Genomic DNA, 21,525 nt, shown 5'->3' on the forward strand with positions numbered 1-21,525 from the left:
GGTGTGGGCGGGACAAGTCCCAGAAGATCAATGGCTTGGCGAGGGCAATAGGTTGGCATGCGCAGGCGGTGCCCCGGGCTGGGTGCGCGCTCGATGCGCGCTGGCGGTGCGTCATCGAGGCGCGAGGTACCAGTCTGGCGCACGCGAATGGCGCTGGGAGGGTCGGGCAGGCGCGTGCCTCATTGCAGTGCAGCGACGCTTTCGGCTCGGCCGCTCTGAAGGCCCTTGGCCGCAGGGTTGCACCAGATTGCGGCACGAATCCTGCTTGGGTGTACGGCAAGTCTCATGCCCGACCCAAGGAAACCTGACATGCCCGTGACCGTGCTGATCGTCGATGTCCGCAGTGAGCGCTCCGCCGCGCTGGAGCAGGCGCTATTGAGCGCCGGCTTCGAGGTGGCGCTGCGCGTTGACGAGCACGAGGACCTGCACGCGCTGGTCGAGCAGCATCAGCCCGATGCGGTGATCATCGACGCCGACCTGCCCAGCCGCGACACCCTGGAGCATCTCGGCCAGCTGGGGCGACGCTATCCCAAGCCGATGATCATGCTGGCCAGTGAAGATGCCCCGGACCTCGTGCGTGAGGCGGCCGGCGCCGGTGTCTCGGCCTATGTGGTGGACCACGTCATGCCAGCGATGGTGCGCAGCATGGTCGAGGTCGCCATCACCAGCTTCGAGGCGCACCGTGCGCTCAAGGGGGAGCTCAACCGTACCCAGACCACATTGGTGCAGCGGCGCAGCGTCGATCGTGCCAAGGCCGTGGTGATGGAGACGCGTGGGCTCAGTGAAGATGCCGCCTACCAATACCTGCGCAAGACCGCCATGAACCGGCGCCTGGCCCTGCATGAGCTGGCCGATGAGCTGCTCAAGGCCGCGCGTCGGCGCTGAGCCGGTCGCCGTACTGTCCTTCTCTCTCGATCGTTCAAGAGGTGTGCGTGATGCCCACAGATGTACCCCTGAATGGCCATCAGCTGACGCTGGGCCTGATGCCACTCAATGATGCCGCGCCCTTCGTGGTCGCTGAGCAGTTGGGGCTTTTCCGCGAGGAGGGGCTGGCGGTGACACTCAAGTGGCAACCCTCGTGGGCGGCGTTGCGTGATGACCTGCAGACCGGTGTGCTGCAGGGTGCGCAGATGCTGGCGCTGATGCCGCTGACCTCGACTCTGGGCCTGGATGGCCGCGCCACGCCGGTGATCAGTGCCATGACGCTCAATCTGGGCGGCAACTCCATCACGCTGTCGCGCGCGCTGATGGCCACCCTCGGCGAGGACGGCCACGACCTATCCAGTCCGTTGCAGGTCGCGAAGGCGCTGGCGGCGCATGTGCGCGAGCGCAAGCAGCGCGGTGAGCCGCTGCTCAAGCTGGCCAGCGTGCACCCGTTCTCCTCGCACCGTTATCTGTTGCGTTACTGGCTGGCGGCGGGCGGCATCAATCCGGACCGCGACGTCGAGATGCGCGCCGTGGCGCCGCCGCTGATGGCGGCGCAGCTGGCCAGCGGTGCGCTGGATGGCTTCTGTGTCGGTGAGCCCTGGAACAGCCTGGCGGCGGCGCAGGGCATGGGGCAGGTGGTGGCGGGCAGTCACGATATCTGGCGCTTCGGGCAGGAAAAGGTGCTGGGCGTGCGCGAGGACTGGGCGGAGCAGCATCCGCTGGCGCATCAGGCGCTGATTCGCGCGCTGCTCAATGCCTGCGCCTGGCTGGACCGCCCCGGCAATCGGGCCAGAGCCGCCGAGTGGCTGCACGACGAGGGCATGCCGGAGGTGCCGATGAGCGTGGTGACGCGCGGGCTGGAAGACGTCGATGTCGAGCAGTCGGTGGACGACTTCCAGCAGCACAATCCCGGCTGGACCATCTTCCATCACTATGCGGCCAACTTCCCGTGGCGTTCCCAGACCCGCTGGTACATCGCCCAGATGCAGCGCTGGGGGCATCTGCAGGGCTTCAATGACGAGGATCTCGAGGCGACGCTGACACGCTGTGTGCGCCCGGACCTCTACCGCACGGCGGCCCGCAAGCTGGGCATGGTGGTGCCGGTGGCGGATGAGCGCAGTGAAGGCACGCATCCGGCACCCTGGTGGCTGAGCGGCGAGGCAGGCCAGGTGCCGATGCCGGCGGATGGCTTCATCGATGGCGCGGTCTTCGAATGATGTCGCAGGCGCGGTTCTTGCCGATCCGCGCTGGCGCGGGATTGCACAGCACTTGCAGAGTCGCCATCTCCTTTGCCGGATGACAGGGCAAACCTGACGGCTCAGACATGTTGGCAGTGCGGTTGTGATATTCTCATCGCACTGCCAGCACCGCGTCAGGGGATCGCATGACCACTCGCAAGTCTCAGATTCGCAAGGATAATGTCGGCCGCATCCTGCTCGCCGCCGAAAAGATCTTCGCTCTCAAGGGCTATGTCGGCGCCAGCATGGTCGATATTGCCGCCGAGGTAGAGCTGCCCAAGTCCAATTTGCATTACTACTTCAGCACCAAGGAAGCGCTGTATCGCGCGGTGCTCGATGGCCTGTTGGCGCTGTGGAAGGAAGATGCGCTGTGCTTCGAGGCCTACGACGACCCGCAGCTGGTGCTCTCCACCTACATTCGCGCCAAGATGATGCACTCGCGCCAGCGCCCCTATGGCTCCAAGGTGTGGGCCAGCGAGATCATGCAGGGTGCGCCGGTGCTGGGCGAAGAGCTGACGGTGTGGCTCGACGAGTGGGCCGAGATGAAGAAGTCACGCCTGCGCCAGTGGATCGGCGAGGGCCGCATCGACAACGTCGATGCCTCCGCCTACCTGTACATGATCTGGGCCAGCACCCAGCACTATGCCGACTTCGATCATCAGATCGCGGTGCTCAATCAGGGCAAGGCGCTGAGTGATCGGGAATTCGAGCAGGCGGTGCAGAACGTGACGCGGGTGCTGCTGAAGGGGGTCGGTTTGTCCGCCTGAGTCAGCAGGTGACTTCATGGTTTTATTGTCCTTAAGCTAATTATGGTCATCATTGGTGGGCCATAAAGCCAATCAAAAAGGGGCTGCCATTGCTGGCAGCCCCTTTTCCATTCTCATCTATTGCTAGCTGTTTCCCGGGATCAGAGGAGCACCTGACGATCAGGCCGCGCGATGCGGATTGCGTGGGTCCTCCATCCAGTTCATGTACGGCTTGCCGGTGTCCTGCACTTCCATGGTGATGCAGTCCTCGACCGGGCAGGTGATCTCGCACAGGTTGCAGCCTACGCAGTCGGCGTCCTTCACCTCATAGCGGGCGGTGCCGTTGTCCTTGGCCAGATGCATGATGGCCTGGTGCGAGGTGTCCTCGCAGGCGATGTAGCAGCGTCCGCAGCCGATGCACTTGTCCTGGTCGATGCGGGCGATCACCTGATAGTTCATGTCCAGCTGCTTCCAGTCGGTGGTGTTGGGCACCGCCGCGCGCGAGAACTCGTCGATACGCTGATAGCCCTTGCTGTCCATCCAGCGCCCCAGGCCGTCCTTCATCTCCTCGACGATGCGGAAGCCGTGCAGCATCGCCGCCGTGCACACCTGCACGCTGCCCGCGCCGAGGGCGATGAATTCCGCGGCATCCTCCCAGTTGGAGATGCCGCCGATGCCGGAAATCGGCAGGTTGGCGGTTTCCGGCGTGCGCGCTATCTCGGCCACCATGTTCAGCGCGATGGGCTTCACGGCGCTGCCGCAATAGCCGCCGTGGGTGCTGCGGTCACCGACGATGGGATGCGCGACCATGCGGTCGAGATCCAGATGGGTGATGGAGTTGATGGTGTTGATCAGCGAGACGGCATCGGCGCCGCCACGCCAGGCGGCCTTGGCCGGTTCACGCACGTCGGTGATGTTGGGGGTCAGTTTGACGATCACCGGCAGCGAGCTGTAGGTCTTGCACCAGCGCGTGACCTGCTCGACATACTCCGGCACCTGGCCCACCGCCGCGCCCATGCCGCGTTCCGGCATGCCGTGGGGGCAGCCGAAGTTGAGTTCGATGCCGTCACAGCCGGTGGCCTCGACCTGCGGCAGGATGGTCTTCCAGGCCTCTTCCTCGCACGGCACCATCAGCGAGACGATCAGCGCGCGGTCCGGCCAGTCCTTCTTGACCTGGGTGATCTCGCGCAGGTTGATCTCCAGCGAGCGGTCGGTGATCAGCTCGATGTTGTTGAAGCCGCTGACCTCGCCATTCGGGCCATAGTGCGCCGAGTAGCGGGAGGAGACGTTCACCGCCGCCGGGTCTTCACCCAGCGTCTTCCAGACCACACCACCCCAGCCGGCCTCGAAGGCGCGCACCACGTTGTAGGCCTTGTCGGTGGGCGGAGCGCTGGCCAGCCAGAAGGGGTTGGGGGCGCGGATGCCGGCGAAGTTGACCGACAGATCGGCCTTGTAGCTGGCGACGTGATCGCCGCTTGATCCAGCACCTGCCGGGTGGGCGTTGTCGTCATTGAGCGGGGTATGAATGGTCATCAGGCGGCCTCCACCTTGAGCATCAGATCGTGATGGATGGCCTCGGCGGCCAGCTTGCCGTGGGCGACGGCTTGAACGGTCAGGTCCTGCCCGCGGGCGATGCAGTCACCGCCGGCATAGACGCCGGGCAGACTGGTGCGCAGCATCTCGTCCACCTCTATCTTGGCCCCCTCGCGGGCCAGCCCTGCGGCATGCGCATCGCTCAGGCTCGCGTCATCGAAGCCCTGACCGATGGCGGTGAAGACCCCATCGCAGGCCAGCGTGAAGGTCTCGCCGGTATCGACGAGGCGGCCATCCTCGACCCGCGTGCGCGCGAACTGCATCGCACTGAGCGCGGCATCACCACCCTCACTGCCGCTTGCCACATCGATGGCCAGCGGGCGCGCCCAGGTGTGGATCATCACGCCATTGGCGCGCGCGATTTCCTGTTCGTGATGGGTGGCGGACATCTGCTCCTCGCCACGCCGGTAGACCAGGTCCACCGTCTGCGCGCCCAAGCGTTTGGCCTGCACGGCGATGTCGATGGCGGTGTTGCCCGCGCCGATCACCACCGCGTGCTTCGGTACTGCCAGGGCGTTCAGTTCGCCGCTCTGACGCAGCACCTTGATGAAGTCGGTGGCCGCCATCAGGCCGCTGGCATCCTCGCCGGTCAGGCCGAGGGCATGGCTGGTGCCAAGGCCGAGGCCCAGGAAGACGCTGTCGAATTCGCGTGTCAGAGAGGCTAGCGCCAGGTTGTCGCCGAGGCGCTGACCGTGGCGGATCTCGATGCCGCCGATCTCGAGCAGGAATTCGACCTCGCGGGCGGCGAAGTCATCGGTCAGCTTGTAGCGGGCGATGCCGTATTCGTTGAGACCGCCGGCCTTTTCCTCGGCCTCGAAGACCACCACGTCGTGGCCGAAACGCGCCAGACGATGGGCGCAGGAAAGCCCGGCAGGCCCGGCGCCGACCACCGCGATACGCCGACCGGTACTGGCGCCACGCGTGAACGGATGGGCTTCGAACTGGGCGTTGTCCAGCGCATGTCGCTGCAGCAGGCCGATCAGCACCGGCTGGCACTCATCGCCCTGATTGCGCACACAGGACTGCTCGCAGAGGATCTCGGTGGGGCAGACGCGGGCGCAGCTGCCACCGAGGATATTGGCATCCAGAATCTCGCTGGCGGCGCCTTCGAGATTGTCATCGTGGATACGGCGAATGAAGGTCGGGATGTCGATGCTGGTCGGGCAGGCCTTGATGCAGGGTGCATCGTAGCAGTACAGACAGCGCGAGCTCTCGATGAAGGCCTGGCGCTTGCTGAGCGCCGGATGCAGGTCTGTGAAACGCGCACTCAGCGCCTCTTCCGCGAGCCCGCTCGGGGCCCAGTGGGAAGGAGTGGAGGATGTGGTCACGGTGTGGCTCCTGCCCGCGCTCAGGCGCGGGGTCGTTGTTGTTGATCTTGCAGGCGAGTCGGGTTGCGCTTCTTGGCTGGCAGCGGCTTGTTTGGAAGTGCTAAGGGACCGGCAGCGCGTCAGGTGCGCCGCCAGGTCGTCGTTCAGTCGTGCCGTACTGGTCTCAGCCGTTTCGTACTGTTCTCGGGTGGGTCGTTCGCCGACCGTCAGCTGCGATCCACGGCACTGACGACGTTGCTCTCGGCGCGGGCCTTGAGCTGGTCGAACACGCTGGGGTAGGCCGGACGCTCGACATACTGGCCGTGGCCGCGCTTGGCATGCAGTTCGCCATCGCGCCATGCCCAGTCGCCGCGGCTGATGGTGTGGCGCGGAATGCCCTTGACGGTTCGGCCTTCGAAGATGTTGAAGTCGATGTTCTGGTGGTGGGTCTTGGCCGAGATGGTGCGCTCGGCGTTGGGGTCCCAGACCACGATGTCGGCGTCGCTGCCGACGCGGATCGCGCCCTTGCGCGGATAGAGATTGAAGATCCTGGCCGCATTGGTGGAGGTCAGGCCGACGAAGTCCTCGGCGGAGAAGCGCCCGGTGTTGACGCCTTCGTGCCACAGCATCGCCATGCGGTCCTCGACCCCGGCGGTGCCGTTGGGAATCTTCGAGAAGTCGTCCTTGCCCATTTCCTTCTGCTCGGCGCAGAAGCAGCAGTGATCGGTGGCGGTGGTCTGCAGATCACCGGACTGGATGCCGCCCCACAGTGCCTGGCGGTGCTCCAGCGAGCGGAACGGCGGGCTCATCACGTGGCCGGCCGCGAATTCCCAGCTCTTGTTCTGATAGACCTCTTCATCGATCAGCAGATGGCCTGCCAGCACCTCGCCGTAGACCGGCTGACCGTGCTCGCGGGCGTAGCGGATCTCCTCCAGCGCATCGGCGGTGGAGACGTGGACCAGATACACCGGCGTGCCCAGGGTTCCGGCGATGCGGATGGCGCGGCTGGCGGCTTCGCCCTCGACCTGCGGCGGGCGCGACAGCGGATGCGCCTCCGGGCCGGTGATGCCGTCGGCCAGCAGCTTCTGCTGCAGGTGGTAGACCAGCTCGCCGTTCTCGGCATGCACGGAGGGAATCGCGCCCAGTTCCAGACAGCGCGCGAAGCTCGAGACGAGGGTGTCGTCCGGCGCCATGATGGCGTTCTTGTAGGCCATGAAGTGCTTGAAGCTGTTGACGCCGTAATCGGCGACCAGCGTCGCCATGTCCTGGCTGACGCTCTCGTCCCACCAGGTGACGGCGACGTGGAAGCTGTAGTCGCAGCACGACTTCTCGGCCCATTCGCGCCAGGTGTGATAGGCCTCCATCAGTGGCTGCTGCGGGGAGGGGATCACGAAATCGATGATCATGGTGGTGCCGCCGGCCAGCGCCGCGGCGGTGCCGGTCTGGAAGTCTTCGCTGGCCACGGTGCCCATGAAGGGCAGCTGCATGTGGGTGTGCGGGTCGATGCCGCCGGGCATCACCAGGCAGCCGCTGGCGTCGATCACCTCGCAGTCGTCCGGTACGTCCAGGTCGGTGCCGATGGCGGTGATGGTCTCGCCGTCACACAGCACATCGGCGGTGTAGCGCTCTTCGTGGGTCTGGATGCTGCCGCCCTTGATCAGGATTGCCATGAGTCTCTCCCGGCCGCATCGCGCGGCCTTGTCCGGCATTGAGTGTCAGGTCGTCTTGTTGTTGTCGTGCGGGTCGTCAGTCCGTCACTCGCCGTCGGTGAGGCGGGTATAGGCATCGGGGCGACGGTCACGGAAGAACTGCCAGTTGTTGCGCACCTCGCGCACCATCGCCATGTCGAGGTCGTGGATCAGCAGCTCATCCTCGGTGGCGCTGGCCTGGGCTTCGATCTGGCCGCGTGGATTCACGAAGTAGGAGGAGCCGTAGAACTCGCCGATATCCCAGGGCTGTTCATGGCCGACGCGGTTGATGGCGGCGATGTAGCAGCCATTGGCGGCGGCGGAGGCGGGCTGCTCCAGCTCCCACAGGTATTGGGAGAGGCCCGCGACGGTGGCGGAGGGATTGAAGATGATCTCGGCGCCGTTGAGCGCCAATGCGCGCCAGCCTTCCGGGAAGTGGCGGTCGTAGCAGATGTAGACGCCGATGCGCCCGTAGGCGGTGTCGAAGACCGGCCAGTCGGACTTGCCCGGCTTGAAGAAGAATTTCTCCCAGAAGCCCGCCACCTGCGGGATGTGGGTCTTGTGATACTTGCCCAGATAGCTGCCGTCGGCATCGATGACGGCGGCGGTGTTGTAGTACACCCCCGGCTGCACTTCCTCGTAGATGGGCACGATGATCACCATCTGATGCTTCTTCGCGTACTGCTGCATCAGGGTGACGGTGGGGCCGTCGGGCACGCGCTCGGCGGCGGCATACCACTTGGCATCCTGGCTCGGGCAGAAATAGGGCTGATTGAAGACTTCCTGGAAGCACAGGATCTTGACGCCTGCCTCACCGGCCTGGTCGATCAGCGGCAGGTGGGCCTCGTTCATGGCATCGCGGATCTGCGCGGGCTCGAGGTCGGTGGAGACGTTGAGTCCCATCTGGATGACGGCGCAGCGCAGCTTGCCGGCATCTTCGGTATAGGAGATGCGGGAATCGTTCGACATGTCTTCCTCATCGGGCGCTTGGCGCCGGTTGTTGTTGTCTTCAATGAGTGCTGGTGGACTGAACGGGTGGGCAGGGATAGCGCGAAATGGCTCCAGGAAAAACACGCCGCCTGCCTGGCAAGTCTGCATGCCGCTGGCAGGCATCGTGGGTCAGGAAAGGTCCGATTTAAATCCTGTCTCACCAGTCAGCTTAATGAACATTAGACAGTGTTCCCGCGTTCGGCAAGATGAAGTGTCAAATAAAGTCTTTTGGATTTATCTTGTTGTTATCAAAGAGTTTTTGTCCAAGAAAAGGCCATGTTTCACCATTGTGGTGCCTGGGGGATCAGCGTGGTTCACGCGATTTTCAAGGCAAAAGGCGATGCACAACAGTGGCTTGTGATCGTTTGCAGGGGCATTGCGCAAGACCGCCTTGCACCAGCTTGGAACCTGACCATACTGACAGTTGTCGCGAACACGGCTTGTCGCCACCTGACAGGCGTCATGCATGAAAATACACGCCATTGCATCTCAAGTTGTCTTGCAAGACAGGTTTGATTTGTCGGCAATAATCCGGCCGGCGGCATGCGATTTGCCACAGGGTTTTACACGTGAACTGCGCAAGGTGTTTCTTCTACACGGCCTGCCATAGATTCGTCTGCCGCAGATTCGTCTGCCGCAGATTCGTCTGCCGCAGAATCTTCTGCATCGGAATTTTCTGCATGCAATGCCGAATGAAGTGAGCCTGATGAAGTGTGCCGAACGGGGAGGAGCGAAGAGGAGTCAGGAAAGCGACGGAGAAGGTGAGGAAGACAGGAAACGACAAGTGACACAAGGCAAGCGCAGTGCATCACCCTCAACAATAACAACAGCTGAACAGGTGAGGACTCATGGCCCCGACACAGACGCGCTCGCACATGGTGCGCAGCAATGAGGAAATGATCGAGCTGGTGGTGGCACAGGATGTCGCCCGCAGCCCGCGTTACAACGAGGATATCGCGCCGACCAAGAGTGCCGAGCGCACCTGGTCGCGCTGGAACATCGCCGCACTGTGGGTCGGCATGTCGATCTGCGTGCCGACCTACACCCTGGGTGGCGTCCTGACCGCCTACTTCGGTCTGAGCGTCGGCGAGGCGCTGTTCACGATTCTGGTCGCCAACCTGGTGGTACTGATTCCGCTGACCCTCAACGCCTTCCCCGGCACGCGCTTCGGGATTCCCTTCCCGGTGGTACTGCGCTCCTCCTTCGGCATCATCGGCTCCAACGTGCCATGCATGATTCGCGCGGTGGTCGCCTGTGGCTGGTTCGGTATCCAGACGATGTTCGGCGGGCTGGCGATCCACCTGCTGCTGTCGAGCCTCTCGGCCGACTGGAAGGCGCTGGGTGGGGTAGGCGAGGTCATCGGCTTCTTCGTGTTCTGGGCGCTAAACCTGTTCGTGGTGATTCGCGGCGCGGAATCCATCAAGTGGCTGGAGACGCTCTCCGCGCCCTTGCTGCTGGCGGTGGGTGTCGGCCTGATGGTGTGGGCGCTGCCGCATACCTCGATCAGCGAGCTGCTGGCCCAGCCGCCGAATCGTCCCGAAGGCGATGGCGTGGCCAGCTACTTCATGGCGGGCCTGACCGCGATGGTCGGCTTCTGGGCGACGCTGTCGCTGAACATTCCTGACTTCAGCCGTTACGCGAAGAGCCAGAAGGACCAGATCGTCGGTCAGATCATCGGCCTGCCGCTGACGATGTTCTTCTTCGCGGCGCTCGGCGTGGTGCTGACCGCGGCGTCCAGCTCGCTGGTGGGCGAGACCATCTCCGACCCGGTCAACCTGATCGGTCGTATCGACAGCCCCGGCTGGGTCGCCATCGCCATGGTGCTGATCATCATCGCGACGCTCTCCACCAATACCGCGGCCAACATCGTCTCGCCGACCAATGACTTCCAGAACATCGCGCCGAAATTGATCAACCAGACGCGCGGCGTGCTGCTGACCGGGCTGGTCGGGGTGCTGCTGATGGGCTTCGAGCTGATCAAGAAGATGGGCTGGATCGTCTCGGACGTGAGTCTCGAGAGCCTCTATTCCAACTGGCTGCTGGGCTATTCGAGCCTGCTGGGGCCGATCGCGGGGATCATGATCGTCGACTACTTCGTGATCCGTCGTCAGTCCTTTGATCTGCCGGCACTCTATCTGGATGGCAGCACCTATCCGGCCTTCAATCCGGCGGGCTTCATCGCCTTCTTCGTGCCGGTGGGACTGACGGTGATCAGCTTCTCGCAGCCCGGACTGTCCTGGTTCTACGACTACGGCTGGTTCACCGGCTCGCTGCTGGGCGCACTGGTCTACTTCGTTTCCAGCAAGCTGCTGGTCAAGGCGCCGCCGGTGCACCTGCCGGAGGCGGTGCCGGGCAGCGGAGCGCAACGCGCCTGACGCCGCTGGTGAACACGGTGAGTACAACGACAGACGGGCTGCCCATCGGCAGCCCGTCTATCGTTTGTCGTCTATCGTCTATCGTCTGTCGGGGGTGTCAGCCCGCGAGTCCGGGAATGCCGTGCTCGAAGCGCTCGACCATGAAGTCGACGAACTGGCGCACCTTGGGCGAGAGGTGACGATGGCGGGGATAGACGATCCACACCCCGGTATCGCGCACCTGGTACTCATCGAGCACCGAGATCAGCTTGCCGCTGGCCAGGTGGGGCGCGACGTAATAGTCGGGAATCTGGGCAAGGCCAAGGCCCTTGAGCGTGGCGTCCAATAGCGCCGGACCGGAGTTGGCCTGCCAGCTGCCGGTGATGCGCACCTCACGACGCTGGCCCTCGACCTCGAACAGCCACTCGCGCTTGGAGCCGGCCAGACAGCGGTGGCTGGAGAGCTCGGCCAGCGTGTGCGGGCGCGGCGCCTGCTGGAAGTAGTCATGCGAGGCGACGACGAATTCGCGGCGGTCCACCAGCCGCCTTGCGATCAGCGAGGAGTCCTTGAGCACGCCCATGCGGATGGCGACGTCGAAGCCCTCGTCGATCAGTTCCACCGGACGGTTGGTGAAGTGCATCTGCACTTCCAGTTGCGGGTGCAGCAGCTGGAAGTCGTTGACCAGCGGCGCGACGTAGCGCTCGCCGAAGGTGGTGGCGCTGGTCAGCTTGAGCACGCCGCTGGGGCGGGCATGAAAGTCACCGATGGCCTGTTCGGCGGCGCGGAAGCCATCGAAGAGGTGATGGCAGTGCTCGAAATACACCTGTCCGGCATCGGTGAGACGCGTCTGACGGGTGGTGCGGTAGAGCAACTGGGTATCGAGCTGGGCTTCCAGCTGGCTGATCAGACGACTGACATGTGAGCTGGACACCCCGAGATGACGGGCGGCACCGGAAAATGAGCCGATTCTGACGACTTCCACGAAGGCTTCGATACGGTCCCAGCGCTGCATGCTGGCTCCTCTTTCATTGTTGTTGAGTGGCAATAATCATCTGAGTGCCGACGGCTTAATCCCACCCGCATGACTGCGTAGACTGTGTTCCATGCCAAGCCCGCAAGGATGAACCGCAAGGACGAGCCCAGTGCCTGTCGCGTGGGGAGTCCCTCGGGCGACTCATCCATGCAACCTGTCAGGTGCTGCTACCTTTCAGGGTGGCCTCCGTGGTGATCGTCACCACACCAGGGGGCATGAGATTGGCAGCCAGTTTACCGCTATTGATGCTCACTAGGAGAGATTCATGAAATCACGTGCTGCGATTGCGCTGGAAGCCGGCAAGCCGCTGGAACTGGTCGAGATCGATGTCGAAGGGCCGAAGGCCGGTGAGGTGCTGGTACGCATCGTCAATACCGCCGTCTGTCACACCGATGCGTTCACCCTGTCCGGCGCAGACCCGGAAGGCCTGTTCCCGTCCGTACTGGGCCACGAAGGCGCCGGTATCGTCGAGGAAGTGGGCGAGGGCGTGACTGGCCTGGTGCCGGGCGACCACGTCATTCCGCTCTATACCGCGGAATGCGGCAAGTGCAAGTTCTGCCTCTCCGGCAAGACCAACCTGTGCAGCGCCGTGCGTGCCACCCAGGGTCGCGGCCTGATGCCGGACGGCACCTCGCGCTTCTCCCTCGATGGCAAGATGCTGCACCACTACATGGGCACCTCTACCTTCTCCGAATACACCGTGGTGCCGGAAGTCTCGCTGGCCAAGGTGTCCAAGGAAGCGCCGCTGGACAAGATCTGCCTGCTGGGCTGTGGCGTCACCACCGGTATCGGCGCGGTGATGAACACCGCCAAGGTCGAGCCGGGCTCTACCGTCGCCATCTTCGGCCTCGGTGCCATCGGTCTGGCCGCCATCCAGGGCGCGGTGATGGCCAAGGCGTCGCGCATCATCGCCATCGACATCAATGAAGACAAGTTCGACCTGGCCCGCAAGTTCGGCGCCACCGACTTCGTCAACCCGAGCAAGCTGTCCGTGCCGGTCCAGGAAGCCATCGTCGACATGACCGACGGCGGCGTCGACTACTCCTTCGAGTGCATCGGCAACGTCAATGTCATGCGTGCGGCGCTCGAATGCGCGCACAAGGGCTGGGGCGAATCCATCATCATCGGCGTCGCCGGTGCCGGTGAAGAGATCTCCACCCGTCCGTTCCAGCTGGTGACCGGGCGCGTCTGGAAAGGCTCCGCCTTCGGTGGCGTCAAGGGCCGTACCGAACTGCCGGGCTACGTCGACCGTTATATGGACGGCGCGATCAATCTGGACGACTTCATCACTCACCAGATGCCGTTCGAGAAGATCAACGAATCCTTCGATCTGCTGCACGAAGGCAAGTCGATCCGTACCGTGCTGAGCTTCTGATCCGGGGCTGAACTGCCGCCGGGCAACACGGAAGCACCTGTTGCCCGGTGAGGTCTGGAACGCGAAACGGCGTCGGCTTGCCGACGCCGTTTTCATGGGCGATATCACAAGGGAGAGCATGATGACCGCGACCGAACAACTCGAGCTGGTCAGCGCCAACAAGGTGCATGGCGGCTGGCTCAAGCGTTACCGTCACCGCAGCGGCAGCCTGGATTGCGACATGGTGTTCGCCATCTATCTGCCGCCCCAGGCCGAACAGGGCCCGGTGCCGATGCTGTGGTGTCTGTCGGGGCTGACCTGCACCGACGAGAACTTCATGCAGAAGGCCGGCGCGCAGAAGAAGGCGGCGGAGCTGGGCATCGCCCTGATCTGCCCGGACACCAGTCCGCGCGGCGTCAATCTGGACGGCGAAGACGACAGCTACGACTTCGGCAGTGGCGCAGGCTTCTACGTCAATGCCACCCGCGAGCCGTGGGCGCGTCATTACCGCATGTATGACTACGTCACCGAGGAGCTGCCGGCGCTCGTCAAGCGTCACTTCCCGGTGGATGGCGAGCGTGAGTCGATCTCCGGTCACTCCATGGGCGGCCACGGCGCGCTGATCTGCGCGCTGAAGAATCCGGGCCGCTATCGTTCGGTCTCGGCCTTCGCGCCGATCGTCAATCCTATGGCCTGCCCGTGGGGCGAGAAAGCCTTCAGCGGCTATCTCGGCGATGACCGCGCCCAGTGGGCGCAGTGGGACACCTGCGAGCTGGTCAAGCAGGCGAGCAAGAGCGGCGCCGCGCGTCAGGAGCTGTTCGTCGAGCAGGGCGAGAGTGATCAGTTCCTCGAGGAGCAGCTCAAGCCGGAGCGCCTGGAGGCGGTCTGCGCCGAGCTGGATCACCCGCTGGTCCTGCGTCGTCAGCCGGGCTACGACCACAGCTACTTCTTCATGGCCAGCTTCATCGATGAGCATCTTGCCTACCACGCGAAACACCTCCTTTGAGGTGTGAGTGTGGTAGCTGGTAGAGATGAATAGACACGCGAAACACCTCCTTTGAGGTGTGAGTGTGGTCGCCGGTAGAAATGAAAAGGCACGCGAAGTACCTGCTTTGAGGTGAGCCTCAGGCGTTGAGGTGTGAGAGTGCCAATCGCAGCTGATCGCTCGCCGAGCAGAGACACTGCGTGAAAGACAGAAACGACAGTCCCGCTACCGATTGATGGATAGCGGGACTGTCGTTTTTTCGTCATGAGAAGCGGCGTTTTTCAGAACTCCAAGGCATGAAAGCCCGTTCTGGTGGCGTTTGCTTATGCTGCGTCAGTGGTAGCCAACTCAGGCGTTATTCTGTGCCGTACGGCAACGATGATTTGCTGCGCAGCGGCGATAAAGTCACTGCGCCAGGCAGGCGCGATGGTTTACTGTCGAGAGGTGGACAACGCACGACGTCCAGGCAGTGAATCACGACATCCCTGACGCTATCGGAATTGCAGAGGTCGCTTATTGACCTCCCCCTGATGGGGCCGATCGCCGATGTCGTCGCTGCTGGAGCTGACCCCTCAGGGTTTGCTCCCTGCTGAGACCCAATAACGATAATACTGCGGACCCCCGCCGGCCTCATCAGGCCACGGGAGAGGGCATCACGAGGCCCCGGTCTGCCACTCAAGCAGATATAGAGAAGGACTCCCCTCATGGCATTGACCAGTGGCCGTTTCGCCCGCCCGTACGAAGCTCACTCATCCGCTGCAGGAATGGCCGGCGAGACGCGCCAGCCGCAGACCATCGGCTTCCTGCTGCTCGACAGCTTCACGCTCATCTCGCTGGCCTCGGCGGTGGAACCGCTGCGCATGGCCAATCAGCTGGCCGGACGCGAGCTGTACCGCTGGTATACCGTGACGCTGGAAGGCGACCCCGTGCGTGCCAGCGATGGCCTGCAGGTCACGCCCGATACCTCCACCGAGGCCTGCCCGCCGCTGGATATCGTCATCGTGTGCGGTGGCGTCGGCATCCAGCGCTCCGTGCATCGCCCGCATGTCAGCTGGCTGCAGGCGCAGGCACGTGCCGGCCGCAAGCTGGGCGCCGTCTGTACCGGCAGCTGGGCGCTGGCCCAGGCGGGGCTGCTCGAAGGCCATGAGACCAGCATCCATTGGGAGTGTCTGGCCGCGATGCAGGAAGCCTTCCCGCGCGTGCCGTTGACCACACGACTGTTCTCCATCGATCAGGACCGCGCCACGGCCTCCGGCGGTACCGCGCCGATGGACATGATGCTGACCATGATCGGTCGCGAGCATGGCCGCGAACTGGCGGCGGGCATCTCCGAGATGTTCATCTGCGATCGCGTGCGTGGCGAGCAGGACCAGCAGCGCGTGCCGCTCAAGCATGTGCTGGGCACCACCCAGCCCAAGCTTCTGGAAATCGTCGCGCTGATGGAGGCCAATCTGGAAGAGCCCATCGGCCTGGACGAGCTGGCGCACTATGTCGATGTCTCGCGCCGTCAGCTGGAGCGGCTGTTCCAGCGGTATCTGCACTGCTCGCCGTCGCGCTACTACCTCAAGCTGCGCCTGACCCGCGCGCGTCAGCTGCTCAAGCAGACGGCGCTGTCGATCATCGAGGTGGCCTCGGCCTGCGGCTTCGTGTCCACGCCGCACTTCTCCAAGTGCTACCGCGAGTACTTCGGCATGCCGCCGCGTGACGAGCGCATCGGTGGCGAGCGCAGTGTCAGCGTGCTGGAGGTGCCGTGTCGCGCCGATGGCGATCACCAGCTGACCGGTGTCGCCAGTCTGGAAGGGCTGCTGCACCAGTCGATCGGCCAGAGCATGGTCGGCAATGCGCCCCTGCAACCGGCCAGCGAGTCCCCCGTCTCCTCGGCGATTCTGGCACTGGCCAATGCGCGCGGTGAGCCGACCTACGCCAGCGTGCGTCTGCAGGGCTGACGCCGCCGACTGACACCAGCCTCCCGCAACGTCCAACGCCTCTGCCGCTCCGGCAGGGGCGTTGTCGTTTTCACAGGAGCCACCGGCACGCTCTGGTACACTCGATGACACCAGGAAGCAGTGGCTGACACGACAATGGCTCGGCGGCGAGCCACGACACGCACGACAGGGGACGGCAAGGGATGGCACGAGGACAGCAACGCAGGCAGGAAGGCACGGAGCGTGTGGCGGGTGCTCGGCGCGGGGCGACACGCCGTCCGACGCCGAGTGCCGGCATGCGCCCGATGGAGCGCCTGCGCTGGCTGGCGGTGTGGGCATTCAAGGTCGTCGCCTGCTGGATGGTGGCCTGCATCGGCCTGGTGGTATTGCTGCGCTTCGTGCCGCTGCCGGTGTCGATGGTGATGCTCGAGAAGTGGGGCTATGGCCTGGTCACCGGCGAGCCGATGGCACTGCAGCATGACTGGGTGCCGATGGAGCAGATTTCCAACAATGCCCGTCTGGCGGTGATCGCCTCGGAAGACCAGAAATTCCCCGATCACTACGGCTTCGATGTCGATCAGATCGTCAAGGCCATCGATGCACGGCTGGCCGGTGAGCGTCTGCGTGGCGCCAGTACCATCAGCCAGCAGACCGCCAAGAATGTCTTCCTGTGGAACGGGCGCAGCTGGGTGCGCAAGGGGCTGGAGGTCTGGTTCACCATCCTGATCGAGATGATCTGGCCCAAGGAGCGCATTCTCGAGGTCTACCTGAATGTCGCCGAATGGGGGCCGGGGGTCTTCGGCGTCGAGGCCGCGGCCGAGCATCACTTCAATACCGATGCCGCCAGCCTTTCCGCCTACCAGGCCAGTCTGCTGGCGGCGGTATTGCCCAACCCGATCCGCTTCAATGCCGGCAAGCCCTCGGCCTATATCCAGCGCCGTGCCAGCTGGACGCGCCGTCAGATGAACAATCTCGGCATGGGCTACTTGAAGCGTCTGGAACAGCCGCGTGGCTGGCTGAGCTGGGACCTGCTGCCTTCGCTCAAGGAGCTGTCCCCCGCGCATTGACCGGCCTGACGCTTCACCATCGGCTGTCCCACGACGCCCCGGCTCTCTCGAGTCGGGGCGTCGTCGTTTCAGAAACGACAGCCCTGACGCGATTCGATAGCCACGGGTCGCATCTGGCGTCAGAGGGGAAAGAGGGCAGGACTATGCTGGCACAGCCTGCTGGAGATCGTGTTCCGGCAGGCCCTGTCCGCCGGGTACGGGCAGTGACCTGACTTCCAGAGCCGCCTGCCCAGCGCCGGAGCGACATGATGTCTGAATTCTCCTCCTCCTTCGGTGGGTCCGATGCGGCCCGCGCCCTGCACGATGACAGCATCGTCATCGATGGTCTGGTGATCGCCAAGTGGCAGCGCGAGCTGTTCGAGGACATGCGCAAGGGCGGTCTGACCGCTGCCAACTGCACTGTCTCGGTCTGGGAAGGCTTCCAGGCGACCGTCAACAACATCGTCAAGAGCAACCAGCTGATCGCCGAGAGCAGCGATCTGGTCTGCGTGGCGCGCACGGCCGCCGACATCCGCGCCGCCAAGGCCGCCGGCAAGACCGGCATCATCTACGGCTTCCAGAATGCCAACGCCTATGAAGACCAGATCGGCTATGTCGATGTCTTCAAGCAGCTCGGCGTGGGCATCGTGCAGATGTGCTACAACACCCAGAATCTGGTCGGCACCGGCTGCTACGAGCGCGACGGCGGTCTGTCCGGCTTCGGCCGCGAGATGGTCGCCGAGATGAACCGTGTCGGCGTGATGTGTGATCTCTCCCACGTTGGCTCGAAGACCTCCGAGGAAGTCATCCTCGAGTCCAGGGTACCTGTCTGCTATTCCCACTGCGCGCCGGCCGGTCTCAAGGACCACCCGCGCAACAAGTCCGATGCCGAGCTGCGCTTCATCGCCGAACACGGCGGCTTCGTCGGCGTCACCATGTTCACTCCCTTCCTCAAGGCCGGCGTCAACGCCACCGTCGACGACTACGTCGAGGCCATCGAATACGTGATGAACCTGGTCGGCGAGGATGCCATCGGCATCGGCACCGACTTCACCCAGGGTCACGGCCAGGACTTCTTCGAGTGGTTGACCCACGACAAGGGCTACGCCCGTCGTCTCACCAACTTCGGCAAGATCGTCAATCCGGAAGGCATCCGCACCATCGGCGAGTTCCCCAATCTGACCGAGGCGCTGCTGCGTCGCGGCATGAGCGAGCATCAGGTACGCAAGATCATGGGCGAGAACTGGCTGCGCACGCTGGAAAATGTCTGGGGCGGCTGAGTCTGGCTGCCTGTGCCCTTTATTGATCGCTCTTGCTTGATCTCTCTTTCCTGATCTCTCTTTTGCAATTCCCTCAAGCCCCCTTTGGAGGACACCGACATGAGCAAGATGGCCCCTGAACTGCCGATCGAAGTGGATAGCGAGACTGGCGTCTGGACGTCCGATGCGCTGCCGATGCTGTACGTGCCGCGCCACTTCTTCATCAACAACCATGTCGCGGTGGAAGAGGCGCTGGGCGTGGAGAAATACGCCGAGATTCTCTATCACGCCGGCTACAAGAGCGCCTGGCACTGGTGCGAGAAGGAAGCCGAGCTGCATGGCCTGGTCGGCGTGGAAGTCTTCGAGCACTACATGAAGCGCCTGTCGCAGCGCGGCTGGGGTCTGTTCATCACCGAGGAGATCGATCTGGAGCGCGGTACCTGCAAGGTGCGCCTGGAACACTCCTGCTTCGTCTATCAGCAGGGCAAGACCGGCACCAAACTCGAGTACATGTTCACCGGCTGGTTCGCCGGCGCGATGGACCAGATTCTGGCCGCGCGTGGCAGCGAGCTGCGCACCGTCGCCGTCCAGACCCAGAGCGGCGGTGAGGAAGGCTGTGACGTGGGGTATTTCGAGGTCGCTCCCGGAACAGTGTGACGTTTTCGGATCCGCCACTCTCTATTCCATGGCTCGGGTCAAGGCCCAGGCCCGGCCCAGGCAAAAGGCAACAGCACAAGCCGGCTGCCCGAGCATCTCTCTGTCACGACACTCACCACCCACAACAACGACAACGCAACGCCTGAGCGCCGCCTTTCCTGACATGCAAGACGCCTGACGCCGACCCCGCCGCCACCAGCAACGACTCGTGGCGGCGGGCAGGCCAGGCCAGCGTGACGAGGCGGCGCTCTCCCCGGCGAGGAGCTCTCACCATGGCATTCGACGCACTCTTCCAGCCGATCGAGATCGGCAAGCTGACCATCCGCAACCGCGTCGTCAGTACCGCCCACGCCGAGGTGTATGCCACCGATGGCGGCATGACCACCGAGCGCTACGTGCGCTACTACGAAGAGAAGGCCAAGGGCGGGTGTGGCCTGTGCATCTGTGGTGGCTCCTCGGTGGTCTCCATCGACAGCCCGCAGGGCTGGTGGAGCTCCGTCAATCTGTCGACCGACCGCATCATTCCGCATTTCCAGAATCTGGCCGATGCCGTGCACAAGCATGGCGGCAAGATCATGATCCAGATTACCCACATGGGCCGTCGCTCGCGCTGGGACGGCTTCGACTGGACCTCGCTGATGTCACCGTCCGGCATCCGCGAGCCGGTACACCGCTCCACCTGCAAGACCATCGAGGTGGAGGAGATCCAGCGCATCATCGCCGATTTCGCCCAGGCGGCGCGGCGTGCCAAGGAAGGCGGCCTGGACGGCGTCGAGCTGTCCGCCGTGCACCAGCACCTGATCGACCAGTTCTGGAGCCCGCGCGTCAACAAGCGCACCGATGAGTGGGGCGGCAGCTTCGAGGGCCGCATGAAGTTCGGTCTCGAAGTGCTCAAGGCGGTGCGTGCCGAGGTCGGCGACGACTTCGTGGTCGGCATGCGCATCTGTGGCGATGAATTCCATCCCGATGGCCTGTCCCACGACGACATGAAGCAGATCGCGGCCTATTACGACGCCACCGGTCTGCTCGACTTCTTCGGCGTGATCGGCTCCGGCTGTGATACCCACAACAGCCTCGCCAACGTCATTCCCAACATGTCCTACCCGCCGGAACCCTTCCTGCACCTGGCCTCCGGCATCAAGGAAGTCGTCTCGATTCCGGTGATCCACGCCCAGAACATCAAGGACCCCAACCAGGCCGAGCGCATTCTGGAAGGCGGCTATGTCGACATGGTCGGCATGACCCGCGCCCACATCGCCGACCCGCACATCATTGCCAAGATCAAGATGGGCCAGCTCGACCAGATCAAGCAGTGCGTCGGCGCCAACTACTGCATCGACCGCCAGTATCAGGGCCTCGACGTGCTGTGCATCCAGAATGCCGCCACCTCACGTGAATACATGGGCCTGCCGCACCAGATCGAGAAGACCAGCGGCCCGGTGCGCAAGGTCGTCATCGTCGGCGGCGGTCCGGCCGGCATGGAGGCGGCCCGCGTATGCGCCGAACGTGGCCACGACGTGACGCTGTTCGAGGCCCGTGACGAGCTGGGCGGCCAGATCACCATCGCCGCCAAGGCGCCGCAGCGTGATCAGATCGCCGGTATCACGCGCTGGTATCAGCTGGAACTGGCACGCCTGAAGGTCGACCTGCGCCTGGGCACGCGGGCCGATGAGGCCACCATCCGTGATCTGCGTGGCGATGTGGTGATCCTTGCGGTGGGCGGTCGCCCGTTCATGGATCAGTTCGCGTCCTGGGGCTACGACGAAGACCCGGCCAAGAGCCTGATCGTCTCTTCATGGGACGTGCTGGACGGGCGCGTCGCGCCGGGCAGCAACGTGCTGATCTACGACAGCATCTGCGAGTTCTCCGGGGTCTCGGTGGCCGACTATCTGGCCGACAAGGGCGCCAGGGTCGAGATCGTCACCGACGACATCAAGCCGGGTGCGGCGGTCGGTGGCACCACCTTCCCGACCTACTATCGCAGCCTGTATGCCAAGGAAGTCGTGATGACCTCCGACATGGTGCTGCATGAGGTCTACCGCGAAGGCGAGGGCCTGGTAGCGGTGCTCGAGAACGAATACACCGGCACGCTGGAAGAGCGCGTCGTCGATCAGATCGTGGTCGAGAACGGCGTACGCCCGGATGAGGCGCTCTACTACGCCTTCAAGGACGGCTCGCTCAACAAGGGCCAGATCGACGTCGAGTCGCTCTACGCCATCAAGCCGCAGCCGTGCCTGAGCCAGGCCACCGAGGGCAATGATTACCTGCTGTTCCGCCTCGGTGACTGCAACGCACCGCGCAACACCCACGCCGCCATCTATGACGCCCTGCGTCTGTGCAAGGACTTCTGATGACGTGATCTGCCGAGCCGGCTGCTCCTATGCCGCCGGCTCGGCAGTCGTCCGGTCGACAGCGGGCTTGAA

Annotated in this window: 16 protein-coding genes; 11 read left to right on the forward strand and 5 right to left on the reverse strand. The window is 63.8% G+C overall.

Features of this window, described 5'->3' with window-relative positions:
• Nucleotides 1-309: 309 nt before the first annotated feature.
• The 3 genes from MKZ40_RS13590 to MKZ40_RS13600 all read left to right on the forward strand — a co-directional run bounded on the left by MKZ40_RS13590 (nt 310) and on the right by MKZ40_RS13600 (nt 2,932).
• The gene (locus tag MKZ40_RS13590; RefSeq protein ID WP_054555320.1) at nt 310-885 is read left to right on the forward strand and encodes an ANTAR domain-containing protein; all 576 of its coding nucleotides are present in this window, start codon (nt 310-312) and stop codon (nt 883-885) included.
• Between the two features lie 50 nt (nt 886-935).
• The gene (locus MKZ40_RS13595; protein ID WP_175090169.1) at nt 936-2,144 is read left to right on the forward strand and encodes a CmpA/NrtA family ABC transporter substrate-binding protein; all 1,209 of its coding nucleotides are present in this window, start codon (nt 936-938) and stop codon (nt 2,142-2,144) included.
• Between the two features lie 167 nt (nt 2,145-2,311).
• Nucleotides 2,312-2,932, forward strand: coding sequence for a TetR/AcrR family transcriptional regulator (locus tag MKZ40_RS13600; RefSeq protein WP_043333730.1), 621 nt, complete (start codon nt 2,312-2,314; stop codon nt 2,930-2,932).
• Nucleotides 2,933-3,091: 159 nt separating this feature from the next.
• On the opposite strand, the gene preA is transcribed toward MKZ40_RS13600, so the two are convergent.
• From preA to MKZ40_RS13620, 4 genes are all read right to left on the reverse strand, one after another.
• Entirely contained in the window at nt 3,092-4,444 is a 1,353-nt protein-coding gene (gene preA, locus MKZ40_RS13605; protein WP_175090170.1) for an NAD-dependent dihydropyrimidine dehydrogenase subunit PreA, read from the reverse strand.
• On the reverse strand, nt 4,444-5,832 hold the full coding sequence (locus MKZ40_RS13610; protein ID WP_175090171.1) for an NAD(P)-dependent oxidoreductase: 1,389 nt from the start codon (nt 5,830-5,832) through the stop codon (nt 4,444-4,446). The genes preA and MKZ40_RS13610 overlap by 1 nt, the downstream gene beginning before the upstream one ends.
• 206 nt (nt 5,833-6,038) lie before the next feature.
• Entirely contained in the window at nt 6,039-7,481 is a 1,443-nt protein-coding gene (hydA, locus tag MKZ40_RS13615; RefSeq protein ID WP_175090172.1) for a dihydropyrimidinase, read from the reverse strand.
• 84 nt (nt 7,482-7,565) lie between these two features.
• The gene (locus MKZ40_RS13620; RefSeq protein WP_052384559.1) at nt 7,566-8,468 is read right to left on the reverse strand and encodes a nitrilase-related carbon-nitrogen hydrolase; all 903 of its coding nucleotides are present in this window, start codon (nt 8,466-8,468) and stop codon (nt 7,566-7,568) included.
• A gap of 917 nt (nt 8,469-9,385) precedes the next feature.
• On the opposite strand from MKZ40_RS13620, the gene MKZ40_RS13625 reads away from it, so the two are divergent.
• The gene (locus MKZ40_RS13625) at nt 9,386-10,864 is read left to right on the forward strand and encodes an NCS1 family nucleobase:cation symporter-1 (RefSeq protein WP_254627147.1); all 1,479 of its coding nucleotides are present in this window, start codon (nt 9,386-9,388) and stop codon (nt 10,862-10,864) included.
• Nucleotides 10,865-10,961: 97 nt separating this feature from the next.
• On the opposite strand, the gene MKZ40_RS13630 is transcribed toward MKZ40_RS13625, so the two are convergent.
• Nucleotides 10,962-11,855, reverse strand: a complete 894-nt coding sequence (locus MKZ40_RS13630; protein ID WP_175090174.1) for a LysR family transcriptional regulator — start codon at nt 11,853-11,855, stop codon at nt 10,962-10,964.
• A 286-nt stretch (nt 11,856-12,141) separates the two neighbouring features.
• Between MKZ40_RS13630 and MKZ40_RS13635 the strand changes: the two genes are divergently transcribed.
• From MKZ40_RS13635 to dgcA, 7 genes are all read left to right on the forward strand, one after another.
• Entirely contained in the window at nt 12,142-13,251 is a 1,110-nt protein-coding gene (locus MKZ40_RS13635) for an S-(hydroxymethyl)glutathione dehydrogenase/class III alcohol dehydrogenase (protein ID WP_175090175.1), read from the forward strand.
• A gap of 121 nt (nt 13,252-13,372) precedes the next feature.
• Complete coding sequence (gene fghA, locus MKZ40_RS13640) at nt 13,373-14,236, forward strand: S-formylglutathione hydrolase (protein WP_175090176.1); 864 nt, start codon at nt 13,373-13,375, stop codon at nt 14,234-14,236.
• 743 nt (nt 14,237-14,979) lie between these two features.
• Nucleotides 14,980-16,161 (forward strand): GlxA family transcriptional regulator, encoded by a 1,182-nt coding sequence (locus MKZ40_RS13645; RefSeq protein ID WP_175090208.1) that lies wholly within the window; start codon nt 14,980-14,982, stop codon nt 16,159-16,161.
• A 182-nt stretch (nt 16,162-16,343) separates the two neighbouring features.
• On the forward strand, nt 16,344-17,207 hold the full coding sequence (mtgA, locus tag MKZ40_RS13650; RefSeq protein ID WP_254627141.1) for a monofunctional biosynthetic peptidoglycan transglycosylase: 864 nt from the start codon (nt 16,344-16,346) through the stop codon (nt 17,205-17,207).
• A 248-nt stretch (nt 17,208-17,455) separates the two neighbouring features.
• Nucleotides 17,456-18,466 (forward strand): dipeptidase, encoded by a 1,011-nt coding sequence (locus tag MKZ40_RS13655; protein ID WP_107335565.1) that lies wholly within the window; start codon nt 17,456-17,458, stop codon nt 18,464-18,466.
• Between the two features lie 99 nt (nt 18,467-18,565).
• Nucleotides 18,566-19,102, forward strand: coding sequence for a DUF5943 domain-containing protein (locus tag MKZ40_RS13660; RefSeq protein WP_043333737.1), 537 nt, complete (start codon nt 18,566-18,568; stop codon nt 19,100-19,102).
• A gap of 272 nt (nt 19,103-19,374) precedes the next feature.
• Nucleotides 19,375-21,453, forward strand: coding sequence for a dimethylglycine demethylation protein DgcA (gene dgcA / locus MKZ40_RS13665; protein ID WP_043333738.1), 2,079 nt, complete (start codon nt 19,375-19,377; stop codon nt 21,451-21,453).
• Nucleotides 21,454-21,525 lie beyond the last annotated feature (72 nt).

The organism is Cobetia sp. BMC6, from assembly GCF_029991385.1.
Classification (GTDB): Bacteria; Pseudomonadota; Gammaproteobacteria; order Pseudomonadales; family Halomonadaceae; genus Cobetia.

Excerpts from the sequence above, each read along its gene's own strand:
- MKZ40_RS13645 (WP_175090208.1), top strand. The coding sequence starts at position 14,980 with ATGGCCGGCGAGACGCGCCAGCCGCAGACCATCGGCTTCCTGCTGCTC.
- mtgA (WP_254627141.1), top strand. The coding sequence starts at position 16,344 with ATGGCACGAGGACAGCAACGCAGGCAGGAAGGCACGGAGCGTGTGGCG.
- MKZ40_RS13655 (WP_107335565.1), top strand. The coding sequence starts at position 17,456 with ATGTCTGAATTCTCCTCCTCCTTCGGTGGGTCCGATGCGGCCCGCGCC.
- MKZ40_RS13630 (WP_175090174.1), bottom strand. The coding sequence starts at position 11,855 with ATGCAGCGCTGGGACCGTATCGAAGCCTTCGTGGAAGTCGTCAGAATC.
- hydA (WP_175090172.1), bottom strand. The coding sequence starts at position 7,481 with ATGGCAATCCTGATCAAGGGCGGCAGCATCCAGACCCACGAAGAGCGC.
- MKZ40_RS13660 (WP_043333737.1), top strand. The coding sequence starts at position 18,566 with ATGAGCAAGATGGCCCCTGAACTGCCGATCGAAGTGGATAGCGAGACT.
- MKZ40_RS13625 (WP_254627147.1), top strand. The coding sequence starts at position 9,386 with ATGATCGAGCTGGTGGTGGCACAGGATGTCGCCCGCAGCCCGCGTTAC.
- MKZ40_RS13620 (WP_052384559.1), bottom strand. The coding sequence starts at position 8,468 with ATGTCGAACGATTCCCGCATCTCCTATACCGAAGATGCCGGCAAGCTG.
- fghA (WP_175090176.1), top strand. The coding sequence starts at position 13,373 with ATGACCGCGACCGAACAACTCGAGCTGGTCAGCGCCAACAAGGTGCAT.
- dgcA (WP_043333738.1), top strand. The coding sequence starts at position 19,375 with ATGGCATTCGACGCACTCTTCCAGCCGATCGAGATCGGCAAGCTGACC.
- MKZ40_RS13635 (WP_175090175.1), top strand. The coding sequence starts at position 12,142 with ATGAAATCACGTGCTGCGATTGCGCTGGAAGCCGGCAAGCCGCTGGAA.
- MKZ40_RS13600 (WP_043333730.1), top strand. The coding sequence starts at position 2,312 with ATGACCACTCGCAAGTCTCAGATTCGCAAGGATAATGTCGGCCGCATC.
- preA (WP_175090170.1), bottom strand. The coding sequence starts at position 4,444 with ATGACCATTCATACCCCGCTCAATGACGACAACGCCCACCCGGCAGGT.
- MKZ40_RS13590 (WP_054555320.1), top strand. The coding sequence starts at position 310 with ATGCCCGTGACCGTGCTGATCGTCGATGTCCGCAGTGAGCGCTCCGCC.
- MKZ40_RS13595 (WP_175090169.1), top strand. The coding sequence starts at position 936 with ATGCCCACAGATGTACCCCTGAATGGCCATCAGCTGACGCTGGGCCTG.